This window comes from Pseudomonas saudiphocaensis (assembly GCF_000756775.1).
GTDB classification, from domain to species: Bacteria; Pseudomonadota; Gammaproteobacteria; order Pseudomonadales; family Pseudomonadaceae; genus Stutzerimonas; species Stutzerimonas saudiphocaensis.
In genome coordinates this window covers 38,960-51,618 of sequence record NZ_CCSF01000001.1, presented here as the reverse complement: position 1 = coordinate 51,618, position 12,659 = coordinate 38,960, and the positions used below count along the sequence as shown (strand labels likewise).

13 protein-coding genes are annotated in these 12,659 nt (G+C 60.2%); 6 read left to right on the top strand and 7 right to left on the bottom strand.

The window, feature by feature from the left end; genetic code table 11:
- Window positions 1-28: 28 nt before the first annotated feature.
- On the top strand, window positions 29-1,078 hold the full coding sequence (locus tag BN1079_RS00255) for an alkene reductase (RefSeq protein WP_037021499.1): 1,050 nt from the start codon (window positions 29-31) through the stop codon (window positions 1,076-1,078).
- Between the two features lie 299 nt (window positions 1,079-1,377).
- On the opposite strand, the gene groL is transcribed toward BN1079_RS00255, so the two are convergent.
- The 4 genes from groL to BN1079_RS00235 form a co-directional block, all read right to left on the bottom strand.
- Complete coding sequence (gene groL, locus BN1079_RS00250) at window positions 1,378-3,024, bottom strand: chaperonin GroEL (RefSeq protein ID WP_037021498.1); 1,647 nt, start codon at window positions 3,022-3,024, stop codon at window positions 1,378-1,380.
- Between the two features lie 46 nt (window positions 3,025-3,070).
- Complete coding sequence (locus BN1079_RS00245) at window positions 3,071-3,364, bottom strand: co-chaperone GroES (protein WP_037021497.1); 294 nt, start codon at window positions 3,362-3,364, stop codon at window positions 3,071-3,073.
- Between the two features lie 237 nt (window positions 3,365-3,601).
- Window positions 3,602-4,066: an FxsA family protein gene (locus tag BN1079_RS00240; RefSeq protein WP_037021496.1), complete on the bottom strand. Its 465-nt coding sequence runs from the start codon at window positions 4,064-4,066 to the stop codon at window positions 3,602-3,604.
- 141 nt (window positions 4,067-4,207) lie between these two features.
- Window positions 4,208-4,912, bottom strand: a complete 705-nt coding sequence (locus BN1079_RS00235; protein WP_037021495.1) for a HugZ family pyridoxamine 5'-phosphate oxidase — start codon at window positions 4,910-4,912, stop codon at window positions 4,208-4,210.
- A 179-nt stretch (window positions 4,913-5,091) separates the two neighbouring features.
- Between BN1079_RS00235 and BN1079_RS00230 the strand changes: the two genes are divergently transcribed.
- Complete coding sequence (locus tag BN1079_RS00230) at window positions 5,092-5,850, top strand: SDR family oxidoreductase (protein WP_037021493.1); 759 nt, start codon at window positions 5,092-5,094, stop codon at window positions 5,848-5,850.
- 61 nt (window positions 5,851-5,911) lie between these two features.
- Here the strand turns inward: BN1079_RS00230 and BN1079_RS00225 are convergent, their stop codons facing one another.
- A complete protein-coding gene (locus BN1079_RS00225) occupies window positions 5,912-6,916 on the bottom strand; it encodes a DUF481 domain-containing protein (protein WP_037021492.1) in 1,005 nt (334 codons plus the stop codon).
- Window positions 6,917-7,040: 124 nt separating this feature from the next.
- Here BN1079_RS00225 and BN1079_RS00220 point away from each other — a divergent pair, with 124 nt between their 5' ends.
- Together BN1079_RS00220 and BN1079_RS00215 are read left to right on the top strand one after the other, a co-directional pair.
- Complete coding sequence (locus BN1079_RS00220) at window positions 7,041-7,397, top strand: MGMT family protein (protein ID WP_037021491.1); 357 nt, start codon at window positions 7,041-7,043, stop codon at window positions 7,395-7,397.
- A gap of 41 nt (window positions 7,398-7,438) precedes the next feature.
- On the top strand, window positions 7,439-9,139 hold the full coding sequence (locus BN1079_RS00215) for an AmpG family muropeptide MFS transporter (RefSeq protein WP_037021490.1): 1,701 nt from the start codon (window positions 7,439-7,441) through the stop codon (window positions 9,137-9,139).
- A gap of 46 nt (window positions 9,140-9,185) precedes the next feature.
- Here BN1079_RS00215 and BN1079_RS00210 read toward each other — a convergent pair whose 3' ends face one another.
- Together BN1079_RS00210 and BN1079_RS00205 are read right to left on the bottom strand one after the other, a co-directional pair.
- Window positions 9,186-10,010 (bottom strand): mechanosensitive ion channel family protein, encoded by an 825-nt coding sequence (locus tag BN1079_RS00210; RefSeq protein WP_037021489.1) that lies wholly within the window; start codon window positions 10,008-10,010, stop codon window positions 9,186-9,188.
- A gap of 91 nt (window positions 10,011-10,101) precedes the next feature.
- Window positions 10,102-10,581 (bottom strand): YajQ family cyclic di-GMP-binding protein, encoded by a 480-nt coding sequence (locus tag BN1079_RS00205; protein WP_037021488.1) that lies wholly within the window; start codon window positions 10,579-10,581, stop codon window positions 10,102-10,104.
- Between the two features lie 156 nt (window positions 10,582-10,737).
- Here BN1079_RS00205 and BN1079_RS00200 point away from each other — a divergent pair, with 156 nt between their 5' ends.
- Together BN1079_RS00200 and BN1079_RS00195 are read left to right on the top strand one after the other, a co-directional pair.
- Complete coding sequence (locus tag BN1079_RS00200; protein WP_037021487.1) at window positions 10,738-11,706, top strand: GGDEF domain-containing response regulator; 969 nt, start codon at window positions 10,738-10,740, stop codon at window positions 11,704-11,706.
- Window positions 11,703-12,620: a putative 2-dehydropantoate 2-reductase gene (locus BN1079_RS00195; RefSeq protein ID WP_037021486.1), complete on the top strand. Its 918-nt coding sequence runs from the start codon at window positions 11,703-11,705 to the stop codon at window positions 12,618-12,620. The genes BN1079_RS00200 and BN1079_RS00195 overlap by 4 nt, the downstream gene beginning before the upstream one ends.
- Window positions 12,621-12,659 lie beyond the last annotated feature (39 nt).

Here is a 12,659-nt window from a genome sequence, read left to right as displayed (position 1 = left end):
CATACACCCATAGAGGAGCGGTATCGCTATGCCTACACTGTTCGACCCCATCAAGATCGGCGACCTTGAGCTGCCCAACCGCATCATCATGGCGCCTCTGACCCGCTGCCGCGCAGAGCCGGGCCGTGTGCCTGGCGAGCTGATGCTGGAGTACTACACCCAGCGCGCCGGCGCCGGTCTGATCATCAGCGAAGCGACTTCCGTGACACCAATGGGCGTCGGCTACCCTGACACTCCCGGCATCTGGTCTGCTGAGCAGGTACAGGGCTGGAAGAAAATCACCGAAGCGGTACACGCCAAAGGCGGCAAGATCGTGCTGCAGCTCTGGCACGTCGGGCGTATCTCCGACCCGCTCTACCTCGATGGCCAGCTACCGGTTGCGCCCAGCGCCATTCAGCCCGCCGGTCATGTCAGCCTGGTGCGCCCAAAGAAAAGCTACGAGATCCCGCGCGCTCTGGAGACCAGCGAAATTGCTGGCATCGTCGAGGCCTACCGCAAGGGCGCCGAGAATGCCAAGGAGGCCGGCTTCGACGGCGTGGAGATCCACGGCGCCAACGGCTACCTGCTCGATCAGTTCCTGCAGGACAGCACCAACCAGCGTACCGACCAGTACGGCGGCTCGCTGGAAAACCGCGCACGGCTGATGCTTGAAGTCACCGATGCGGTTGTTGGTGTCTGGGGTGCAGGACGGGTCGGCATGCACCTGGCACCACGCGCCGACAGCCATGACATGGGTGACTCCAACCGCGCCGAAACCTTCGGCCATATCGCCCGTGAATTGGGCAAGCGTGGCATTGCCTTCATCTGCACCCGCGAAAAAGCCGGCGAAGACAGCCTTGGCCCACAGCTGAAGCAGATTTTCGGCGGTGTCTATATCGCCAACGAAGGCTTCGACAAGGCACAGGGCAATGCCTGGCTGGCCGAAGGCAAGGCCGATGCAGTGGCCTTTGGTGTGCCTTACATTGCCAACCCGGATCTGGTCGAACGACTGCGCCAGGACGCCCCGCTTAACGAACCACGCCCGCAACTGTTCTACTCGCCGGGCCCTGAGGGTTACACCGACTATCCCTCGCTCTAAGCTCTGACGAAGAAGGCCCGACCGGGAGTTCCGGTCGGGCCTTTTATCGTTTGTATTTCCCTAGGAGCTGTCGCAGAAACCTGAGGCTTGAGCCGGCCTTCTATGGGGCCTATGAAACGCATTCGGCGCGAGGGCGCACCTCCCACAAGGCCGCGCAAGGCCTGCAACACCTCGTTGGAACCACCTTCGGCGCGAAGCTCTTGGACGGTGGCTGAGGAACAGCACTCACTTCCGTTTTATCGCCACGCATAAAAAAACCCCGAGCAAGCTCGGGGTTTTTTTTTGTAGCAAGGGGCTGCTTACATCATGCCGCCCATGCCACCCATACCGCCCATGCCACCCATATCAGGCATTGCCGGAGCCTTGTCGTCAGCGCTCTCAGCAACCATGGCTTCGGTGGTAACCATCAGACCGCCGATGGAGGCCGCAGCCTGCAGCGCGGAACGGGTCACCTTGGCCGGGTCGAGAATACCCATCTCGATCATGTCGCCATAGGTATCGGTCGCAGCGTTGAAGCCGAAGTTGCCTTCGCCCTGCTTGACCTTGTCGACCACTACGCTCGGCTCGCCGCCAGCGTTGGAGACGATCTGGCGCAGCGGAGCTTCGACGGCGCGACGCAGCAGAGCGATACCGACGTTCTGGTCTTCGTTGTCGCCCTTGAGCTCGGAGATGGCCTGCAGAGCGCGTACCAGAGCAACACCACCGCCAGGTACCACGCCTTCTTCAACGGCTGCACGAGTGGCGTGCAGGGCGTCTTCGACGCGGGCCTTCTTCTCCTTCATCTCGACTTCGGTACCAGCACCGACCTTGATCACGGCAACACCGCCGGCCAGCTTGGCCAGACGCTCTTGCAGCTTCTCTTTGTCGTAGTCGGAAGTGGTGTCTTCGACCTGCTTGCGGATCTGCGCAACGCGGGCTTCGATGTCGGCCTGCTGACCAGCACCGTCGATGATGGTAGTGTTTTCCTTGTTCAGCACAACGCGCTTGGCGTTACCCAGGTGCTCCAGGGTAGCGGTTTCCAGGCTCAGGCCGACTTCTTCGGAAATTACGGTAGCGCCGGTCAGGATAGCGATGTCCTGCAGCATGGCCTTGCGACGATCGCCGAAGCCCGGAGCCTTAACGGCAGCAACCTTGACGATGCCACGCATGTTGTTCACGACCAGAGTCGCCAGGGCTTCGCCCTCGACGTCTTCAGCGACGATCAGCAGCGGACGACCAGCCTTGGCAACGGCTTCCAGAACCGGCAGCAATTCGCGGATGTTGCTGATCTTCTTGTCAACCAGCAGCAGCAGCGGGCTGTCCAGCTCGGCCACCATGGTGTCCGGCTTGTTGATGAAGTAAGGGGACAGGTAACCACGGTCGAACTGCATGCCTTCCACGACCGACAGTTCGTTTTCCAGGCCCGAGCCTTCCTCAACGGTGATCACGCCTTCCTTGCCCACGCGCTCCATGGCTTCGGCGATGATGTCACCGATGGAGGAGTCGGAGTTGGCGGAGATGGTACCCACCTGAGCGATGGCCTTGGAGTCGGCGCACGGCTTGGCCAGGTTCTTCAGCTCGGAAACGATGGCGATGGTGGCCTTGTCGATGCCGCGCTTGAGGTCCATCGGGTTCATGCCGGCGGCAACGGCCTTCAGGCCTTCGTTGACGATGGCCTGAGCCAGAACGGTAGCGGTGGTGGTGCCGTCACCGGCTTCGTCGTTGGCCTTGGACGCTACGTCCTTGACCAGCTGGGCGCCCATGTTCTCGAACTTGTCCTTCAGCTCGATTTCCTTGGCGACGGAAACGCCGTCCTTGGTGATCAGCGGAGCACCGAAGCTCTTTTCCAGAACCACGTTGCGGCCTTTCGGGCCGAGGGTCGCTTTTACTGCGTCAGCCAGGACGTTTACGCCTGTCAGCATCTTCTTGCGTGCGGAATCGCCGAACTTGACTTCTTTAGCAGCCATTGTGATTGATCCTCAATTCTTGAATGGGTTGGAGATTTGCGCAGGATTAGGCTTCGACGATGGCGAGGATTTCGTTCTCGCTCATCACCAGCAGGTCTTCGCCGTCAACCTTGACGGTGTTGCTGCCGGAGTACGGACCGAATACAACCTTGTCACCGACCTTGACGGTGAGCGCGCGCACTTCGCCGTTGTCCAGCACTCGGCCGGTGCCCACGGCAACGATTTCGCCCTGATTCGGCTTCTCGGCGGCGGAACCCGGCAGCACGATGCCGCCTGCAGTCTTGGTTTCTTCTTCGCTGCGGCGGATTACGACGCGGTCATGCAGAGGACGAAGCTTCATTGTCGATATCTCCTAACAGATTGATTCCATGCCGATGAATGCCATCGGCGGGTTGGCAAATTCCGGCGTTGCCGGTTGCGCCCCGCAATGCGGAGCGCAGAAAAACGGACTGTCAAAATGCGACAGCGACCTTGCGGTGTCGGCTACATGTGGGCGGCGAAAATTGATTTCAAGGGCCAGCCTGCATTTTTTTGCAGCTGAAAATGCAGGGCATCTGCTCCTGAGTCGAAGAATGCGTCACTTGTCGCGACGCTCCCACTCGCCCTCGATCACATTCGGGCGCTGAGTGCCGGTGGGCTGTTCATGCTGTCGATGCAGATCATCGGCGAACGCACGGCGTCGCTGCGCCTGAGCTTCGGCACGGCGGCCGAGCACACCCAGAAACAGTTTGCGTGACGGCGGGAAAAGCAGCAGCAGGGCCACTAGGTCGCTGAGAAAGCCCGGCAGGAACAGCAGGCCGCCGGCGACCACCATCATCATGCCCTGCAGCATTTCGCGCTCCGGCAACTCACCCCGTGCCAGCCGTTCCCGAGCACGCCAGGCGGTGGCAAAACCAGCGAAGCGCATCAGCAGGATGCCACTCAAGCCGCTGAGCACCAGCAGCAGGATGGTTCCCAGCACACCGATAGAGCCACCGACCTGAATCAGCAGAGCCAGTTCGGCCAAAGGGAACAGGAGAAACAGCAGTAAAAATATTCGCATCAAGGATCCTTCGGAAGAACAGCTTCCGATTCTGTGTAGATGACGGCGCTAGGTACCGAATTCAAGTCGCGTGATGAACAGCCTGTAACTGGATTATTCGTGTCGCTACAAGCTAACGGAGGAAGCTGACGCCAGGCTGAATCAGCTGCGCGCCATGGCCACCAGGGCCTGACGAACGTCCATGGCGGTCGAGCATGCCGAGGGAAATGGCAACCAGTGAATCGCCTGACCAATTCGCAGATGGAAGCCTTCGGCATCGATTCCGACCATTCGGGCGTCGTCTGTGCCTGGCAAACCAGCCTGCTCGACGTAATGCGCGATTGCCGCAGCATGATCGTCATTCATATGTTCGAGCATAGCGCCCTCGCCGCCCTCGGCACCGGCAAACGGATTGGCCAGGGCGGCCTGCTCCAGCCAGTGAATGGCGCCGAAACCGCCAATAAAGCGCCAGCGCAGCGGATGCAAGACCCAGAAATCGAAATCATGCACCCGATGGTAGTCACGCGACTCGGGGAAATAGCGATAGTAGCGCTCAGCCGCACTCGCGACCGACTGCGGATCGGCCAGCTGTCTGGCCTCGGCCATAAGCGTAAGTCGACCGTTGAGCTGCACGTCGGCAGCGTCACGCTCGGAAACCAGCAGAGAGCAACGTGGATCGGCCTTGAGATTGCGGGTGTGCTGGGCAATGCGGCTGATAAGTATCAGCGGCCAGCCGTCCTGGTTCAGGCAATAGGGAACGACCGAGCCGAAGGGAAAGCCCGGCATCGCCAGAGAGTGGGTCGAGAGCACGCCCCGGTATTCCTTGAGCAGTAATAGTCGGGCATTCTTGACGGCTTCTGCGCTCACCTTTTGGGCTCCTGAGGGTGCTGGCTGTGAAGCTCAGCAGCATAACAGGCCATGGAAAAACTACCTGCGCTGGCATTACGAAAGGCTCGCCTTGCCGGCCTCGCCTGAATTCTCAGCAGCCTGCCATACAGCCCTCTAAGGCGTCGCATACGCATCGATTATAAAAACAGGAGATTGGCATGCAGCTCAAAGACAAGGTCATCATCATTACCGGCGGCGGCCAGGGCCTGGGACGTGCGATGGGCGAATACCTCGCAGCCAAAGGCGCCCGCCTGGCGCTGGTCGACCTCAACCAGGAACGTCTTGATGAGGCGGTCCAGGCCTGCAAACAGGCAGGCGGTGATGCGCGCGCTTACCTGTGCAATGTCGCTGACGAGGAACAGGTCAGCCACATGGTGAATCAGGTCAGCCAAGATTTCGGCGGGCTTGATGGTCTGGTCAACAATGCCGGTATCCTGCGCGACGGCCTGACGATCAAGGTCAAGGATGGCGAGCTGTCAAAGATGAGTCTGGCGCAGTGGCAGTCGGTGATCGACGTCAACCTGACCGGAGTCTTCCTCTGCACCCGCGAAGTAGCGGCCAAGATGGTCGAGCTCAAGCGCCAGGGTGCAATCATCAATATTTCTTCGATCTCCCGCGCCGGCAACATGGGCCAGGCCAACTACTCCGCTGCCAAGGCCGGCGTCGCCGCCGACACCGTGGTCTGGGCCAGAGAGCTGGCCCGCTACGGCATCCGCGTAGCAGGCGTAGCGCCCGGTTTTATCGAAACCGAAATGGTCGCAAGCATGAAGCCAGAGGCGCTGGCGAAGATGACCGCAGGCATTCCCCTGCAACGTCTGGGCAAGCCGATAGAGATCGCACACTCGGTGGCTTATATCTTCGAGAACGACTACTTCACCGGCCGCATTCTGGAGCTGGACGGCGGACTGCGCCTCTAAAGGTAGCAGCGCCAGGCTGCAGACATACCCTGCAGCCTGGAAGGCGCCGCTTCGAATGCGCTTACCAGCCCACACCGAAGCCGATGGAATAGCGTGTTTCGTCAGTTTCGCTCTCAGCGCCGCTGACGATGTCCCGCTCGGCTTTCATGTTCAGCGAGGCCCAGTCGGTCACCTTGTAGCGCAGCCCGATTTCCGCATCCAGCTCGTAATCGGCGACACCTTCCAGCGGCTTGCCGATTTCGCCAGAGCTGAACAGCTCGAAGGTCTTGCCCACCAGGTAGCGGTTGTAGTCCCACTTCACTGCCGCCAGGAAAAACTCGTCCTTGCTGCCGTCGGCGTACTCGTAGTCGCTGCGGTTGATCAGCGAAGCCAGCGAGAAGGCGCCCAGTTCGTTATCCCAGAACTGGTAACCAGGACCTGTACCTATGGTGCGCTGGCGACGTACGTCTTCGATCTGGTCCCGCTTGTAGCTCACGCGGCCCTGCCAGAACCAATTCTCATCGAGGAATCGGTCAAGGGCATATTCGGCATCCCAGTTGTCGGTAACGGTCACGCCGTCGCGGTATTCGCGGTTGTAGCTGCCCGTGCCGTTATGCCGCCACAGGCCGTGCCGCGCCTTGGTATGGAAGGACACGTCGTAGTCGTCGGTATCGGTCTCGGCGCGCTTGTAGTCCATCGCCACGTCGACATTGCCCTTCCACTCGAAATCCTGGATCAGTGGCTTGGGATGGATAATCTGCGAGATGCTCGCCAGCTGTACGGTACGCGGCGCAGCGCCATTGGCGAGGGTCACCTTGCCATCGTCGGCCGCCTGTAGCGACTGCACCACTTCGCCGCTAACCTGATCCTGCTTGACCAGCAATTTCTGATCACTTTCCAGTGTGGCGATACTGCTCCACTTCAGCGGAATCGAGCCGCCATATTCGGTTTCAAGAAGCAGCTTGCCGCCATCCATGACACTGATCTTGCCGGTCAGGCGATCACCGTTTTTCAACCAGACGGTATCGGCAAATGATGGTAGCGACAGCGCGGTAAGGGCTGCGCAAAACAGAGTTCTGGAAAACATAGAAATACTGAGTTCTGATCGAAGGGGCTCAACGAGCCATTGAAGGGCCGCATTATCCTTATGCCTATAGTCACAGCAAGCACTGACCGTCGGGTTTAAGCCGAGTTCATCAGGAAGTATTCCCATGCCCGAACAGCCCCTGCTACCACCAGATGCCAATCCCGAGGCGCGGCGTGCCGCTGTGTATCTGGTGATGGCGCAGATCCCTCCCGGCAAGGTGGTGAGCTATGGCGAGCTGGCCGCCATGGCCGGGCTTGGCCGTGCCGCACGCTGGGTCGGGCGGCTGATGTCACAACTGCCGGACGACACCCGCCTGCCCTGGCACCGGGTGATTGCCGCCGGTGGACGCCTGAGCCTGCCGGCAGGCAGTGCAGCAGGCCATGAACAACGACAGCGCTTGCGTGCCGAGGGCCTGACCATCATCAATGACCGGGTGGACATACGTCGGCATGGCTGGCATTCATTCGAGCACAGCGAGTAGAGTGCGCCTTTTGTCTTTTCCAGCCGACAGACCCTTGCCACATGTCCCGTGAAACTTGGCGCGATGCCCTCGCCGCCTATGCCAGTCCCGCTTCGCTAACGCTACTTATCCTCGGCTTCGCTGCCGGATTGCCGGCGATCCTGGTGTTCTCGACGCTGTCGGTATGGCTGCGCGAAGCCGGGGTCTCGCGGGAAACCATCGGTTTCGCCAGCTGGATCAGCCTCGCCTACGCCTTCAAGTGGGTCTGGTCGCCCATGCTCGACCAATGGCGCCTGCCTTGGATCGGTGCGCTCGGGCGGCGGCGCTCCTGGCTGGTGCTATCGCAGGCGCTGATCGCCATAGGCCTGGTGGGCATGGCGCTGTGCAACCCGCAGACGAACCTGACCATGCTTATCGCCCTGGCAGTGGTAGTGGCATTCTCTTCGGCGACCCAGGACATCGCCATCGATGCCTACCGCCTGGAGATTGCCGAAGACAAGCTGCAGGCGACCCTGGCGGCGAGCTACATGACCGGCTATCGAGTCGCGATGCTGCTGGCCAGTGCCGGCGCGCTGTTTCTGGCCGAGTGGCTGGGCTCGAGCAATCTGGAATACGACCAGGCCGCCTGGACTCTGACCTACCTTATCTTCGCCCTGCTCATCGTGCCGGGCTTCATTACCAGCCTGCTAATCCCCGAACCACCTGCCGCCGCCCCACTGCCTGACGAGCCGGCGCTTTACACCTTCAATCATCAGCTGGCGGCCGTCGGCTTGCTGCTGGTCCTGCTGATTTCCGTGCCTGCAATGATCAACGCCATCATTGCCCAGGCCTGGCCGCGGGCACTGCTCTACGCGCTGTTCATTCTCGGCAGTATTTCTCCGGTGGGTCGCTCGTTGCTGGTACCGGTGCGGCATATTCTCGGCCAGGCCGGACAGAAGCAGCGGCCGCAACGCTTCGATTTTGCGCACCAGGCGGTGTCGGTGATCGTGCTGATCATTCTCATCGTCTCGACCACCGGCATGTTTCAGTCCTACTGGGGAGGTTACTGGCCGCGCGGCACCATGTATCTGTTGATCTGCTGGGGTTGTCTGTCGGCGCCCGGCCGCATCCTTATGGGGCCGGTATTGACGCCGATTACCGATTTTATCGTCCGTTATCGCTGGCAGGCACTCCTGCTGCTGGGGCTGATCGCCACCTACCGGATGTCCGACACGGTGATGGGCGTGATGGCCAACGTGTTTTACATAGACCAGGGCTTTACCAAGGACGAGATCGCCAGTGTCAGCAAGGTATTCGGGCTGATCATGACACTCTTGGGCGCGGCGTTCGGGGGGCTGCTGATCGTGCGCTTCAGCATCCTGCCGATTCTGTTCATCGGCGGCGCGGCTTCGGCGGCGACCAATCTGATGTTCATGCTGCTGGTGGAAATGGGCGCAGACCTGCAGATGCTCATCGTCACCATTTCCTGCGACAACTTCAGCGGCGGCCTGGCCTCGACAGCCTTTGTCGCCTATCTATCGAGCCTGACCAACCTCAAATTCTCCGCCACCCAGTACGCGCTGCTCAGCTCGCTGATGTTGTTGCTGCCGCGGCTGCTGGGCGGCTATTCGGGAGTAATGGTGGAGAGCCTGGGCTACAGCAACTTTTTCCTGGTCACGGCTTTGCTCGGCATACCGACGTTGATACTGATCGTCTGGCAATGGCGCAGTAGTCGCCAATTGCCGGCCGGGAGTGAAAGAGAGGCTACTTCGGGGCGCCCCTGAAATGAAGAAGCCGGCAATGGCCGGCTTCTTCCTCACGCACTATCCATCAGCTCTGGACCAGATGCACGACCCGCTGAGGAACGGGGATACCCACCCCTGCCGCGGCCAGCTTCTCCTTGGCCTGCTCGGTGAAGGCAAAGGTCACCGGCCAGAAATCTCCGGTCGCAACCCACACACGCAAGGACAGGTTAACCGAGCTGTCGCCAAGCCCGGTGACGAACACTACCGGCTCCGGCTCACGCAGCACGCGCGGGTCCTGGGCTATCTCCAGCAGAATCTGCCGCGCCAGCTTGATATCGCTGCTGTAGTCGATACCGATATTGATGTCCGCACGGCGGCGAGGCTCGCGGGAAAAGTTGGTGATATGCCCGTTGGAAAGCGCTCCGTTCGGCACCACCACAGTCTTGTTATCGCCGGTTTTCAGCACCGTGTGAAAGATCTGGATTGAATTCACCGTACCGGCTACGCCCTGCGCTTCAATCCACTCACCGACCCGAAAGGGGCGGAACAACAGAATCAGTACCCCTCCGGCAAAGTTCGCCAGGCTACCCTGCAAGGCCAGCCCGATGGCCAGACCCGCAGCGCCGATCACCGCGATAAAAGAGGTGGTCTCCACGCCGATCATCGAGGCCACGCTGACCAGCAGCAGGATTCTGAGAATGACGGTCGTCAGGCTGCCGATGAAACCATGCAGAGTCGGGTCCACCTTGCGCCGCTGCAGCAGGTTGCCAATCCTGTGCGTAAAGCGGTTGATCAACCACCAGCCCAGAACAAAGGTGAGCAATGCCAGGGTCAGCTGGACCGCGTATTGCAACGCAACCGGCAGCCAGGCTTCGGAGAGTTCAACCAGGTAGTCGATGGTTATATCCATCAGAAAAGCTCCTACTGCAACCGGCTCTCGCAACGCGAGCAGCCGGTGATGGAGGACGAATGAAAGTTACGCGCCACAGCGCGCAGGAAGGTTAGTCGCGGAAGTTGTTGAATTGCAGCGGCATGCCGAAATCGTGGGCGCGCAACAGTGCGATGGCCTCCTGTAAGTCGTCGCGCTTTTTCCCGGTCACACGCACCTGCTCTCCCTGGATGGCGGCCTGGACTTTGAGTTTGGCGTCCTTGATATGCGCCACGATCTTCTTCGCCAGCTCTTTGTCGATGCCTTCACGCAAGGTCACTTCCTGCTTGACCGACTTGCCCGACGGATAAACGTCCTTGGTTTCCAGGCACTGAATATCGACCTTACGTTTGATCAGGCTCAACTTGAGGATCTCCAGCATCTGCTCCAATTGGAAATCCGCTTCGGCGGTCAGGTGAACGGTCAAATCCTTCAATTCAAAAGAGCCTTTACCACGCAAATCGTAACGCCGATCCAGTTCCTTGATGGCGTTGTCAACGGCATTGGTGACTTCGTGCTTATCCAGCTCGGATACAACGTCGAATGAGGGCATGGGTTAGCTCCGTTATTAGTAGTGTGAAACCGCGCAAAGGGTTGTGAACCATGACGCGCAGCTTGTCGGTTAAAATGGGCAATCATTATAGCCGCTCAAGCTTTGAACGCCCGGTCGCACGAGCCGTTGCTGCCTTCCATCCAGCCGAGCCAATGAATGCCCAATCCCCGCCTCAGCATCCTGGTTGTCGACGACGCTAAGTTTTCCAGTGTCATGATTGGCCGCGCCCTGTCCAAGGCCGGTTATGAAGACTTACGCTTCGCCAGCAGCGCCAGTGCAGCACTAGGGCTGCTTGAACAGCGCCCGGCCAATGTTCTTCTCGCCGACTGGCTGATGCCGGAGATGGACGGCCTCGAGCTGACCGCTCAAGTGCGGCAACAGGACGAAATGTCCCACCACTACACCTACGTCATTCTGCTTACCGGGCGCGACGGCGATGACGTGCTAAGCACCGCCTTCGATCGTGGCGTAGATGACTTCATCAGCAAGTCGGCGATGAATGAACAACTGGTCCCACGCGTCTATGCCGCCGACCGCTTGTGCGGCTCGTTGCAACGCCTCATCCAGGAAAACCGCCTGCTCACGGAAAACATCGCCAGCCTGGAAAAGCGCAACCAGATCGATCCTGTCACCGGCCTTGGCAATATGCGCTATTTGCGACAGAGGCTCGGCGATAGCCTGCGCCAAATCGAAAGCCGTGGGGGCACGCTCTGCTACCTGCTGATCGGTCTGCCGGAGATCAACAGTCAACGGCGCCGTTATGGCGAGCAGTTCTATCGGGAGCTGATGCGGGGTGTGGCCCGGCGCCTACAGCAGCTGGTGCGCCCCCTGGATACGCTAACCTGCCTGGACGACAATCATTTCGGCCTGCTCGCCATGGTTGAAAATCCGCAGGAGTGCTCACCCAGCAGCTTCAAACGCCTGCACGAAGGTTTGAACATCAAGGCCTTCAAGACCAGTGAAGGCTTTATCTCGCTCAAGGCCGGGATCGGCCTGGTGAGCCTCGACAGCAATAGCCTGCCGGTCGAACCTCGACTGGTCACCGAGCGCGCCGAGTCCTTGCTTGCGGACGCCTACAGCACGGGCCGCATCGTGCCACTACGCTTGAAAAAGCCCGAGCAATGAACACTCCCTGGCACATTCTCGGCGCGGGCAGCCTTGGCTGCCTGTGGGCCACACGCCTGAGTCGCGCAGGTCTGCCAGTACGCATCATCCTGCGTAATCAGCAAAGGCTTGCCGACTACCGCGATGCCGGTGGGCTTCGCCTGATTGAGGCAGAACAGGCCAGCCTCTTTCCGCTAACTGCCGAGCTGCCTGCAACAGACACCCCCATTCGGCGTCTGCTGGTCGCCTGCAAGGCCTACGATGCCGAAACCGCCGTAGCCGAAGTTTCAGCACGTCTGCAACCTGGCGCTGAAATTCTCCTGCTACAGAATGGCCTTGGCAGCCAGCAGGCCGTGGCGGCACGCTGGCCGTCCTGCCGCAGCATCTTCATTTCCAGCACCGAAGGCGCCTATCGTCGCAAGGACTTCGAAGTGCTACACGCCGGCCAGGGTCAGAACTGGCTGGGCGACCCACTCGATCACAACCCGCCGCCGTGGCTGGCCGAGCTGGCGGCAGCAGGCATCCCCTGCGACTGGACAGACAATATCGAAGCCCGGCTGTGGCGCAAGCTCGCACTCAATTGCGCGATCAACCCCCTTACCGTCCTGCACGACTGCCGCAACGGCGAATTGCTGGCGCATCGTGAACAGCTGCACCTGCTCTGTGTCGAGTTGAGCCTTATCCTCAACGCCTGCAATCAGGCCGAAGCAGCCGACGAGCTGGAAGCAGAAGTCTTGCGGGTCATCACCGCCACCGCGAGCAACTACTCCTCCATGCACCAGGATGTGCACAACGGCCGTCGCACAGAAATCAGCTTTCTGCTTGGGCACGCCTGCCGTACCGCACAGCAGTATGGGCTCAAGGTCAGTGAACTAAACGCGTTGTTCAAGCGCCTGCAGGCATTCCTCGTGCAGCACGGATTGCCGCAGGACTGACGCCCCGCTACCCTGCACGGACGCCCTTCTGTCCGTGCC

Coding starts and splice junctions, on each gene's coding strand:
- BN1079_RS00205 (WP_037021488.1), bottom strand. CDS start 10,581: ATGCCCTCATTCGACGTTGTATCCGAGCTGGATAAGCACGAAGTCACC.
- groL (WP_037021498.1), bottom strand. CDS start 3,024: ATGGCTGCTAAAGAAGTCAAGTTCGGCGATTCCGCACGCAAGAAGATG.
- BN1079_RS00225 (WP_037021492.1), bottom strand. CDS start 6,916: ATGTTTTCCAGAACTCTGTTTTGCGCAGCCCTTACCGCGCTGTCGCTA.
- BN1079_RS00200 (WP_037021487.1), top strand. CDS start 10,738: ATGCCCAATCCCCGCCTCAGCATCCTGGTTGTCGACGACGCTAAGTTT.
- BN1079_RS00195 (WP_037021486.1), top strand. CDS start 11,703: ATGAACACTCCCTGGCACATTCTCGGCGCGGGCAGCCTTGGCTGCCTG.
- BN1079_RS00220 (WP_037021491.1), top strand. CDS start 7,041: ATGCCCGAACAGCCCCTGCTACCACCAGATGCCAATCCCGAGGCGCGG.
- BN1079_RS00245 (WP_037021497.1), bottom strand. CDS start 3,364: ATGAAGCTTCGTCCTCTGCATGACCGCGTCGTAATCCGCCGCAGCGAA.
- BN1079_RS00230 (WP_037021493.1), top strand. CDS start 5,092: ATGCAGCTCAAAGACAAGGTCATCATCATTACCGGCGGCGGCCAGGGC.
- BN1079_RS00255 (WP_037021499.1), top strand. CDS start 29: ATGCCTACACTGTTCGACCCCATCAAGATCGGCGACCTTGAGCTGCCC.
- BN1079_RS00240 (WP_037021496.1), bottom strand. CDS start 4,066: ATGCGAATATTTTTACTGCTGTTTCTCCTGTTCCCTTTGGCCGAACTG.
- BN1079_RS00215 (WP_037021490.1), top strand. CDS start 7,439: ATGTCCCGTGAAACTTGGCGCGATGCCCTCGCCGCCTATGCCAGTCCC.
- BN1079_RS00210 (WP_037021489.1), bottom strand. CDS start 10,010: ATGGATATAACCATCGACTACCTGGTTGAACTCTCCGAAGCCTGGCTG.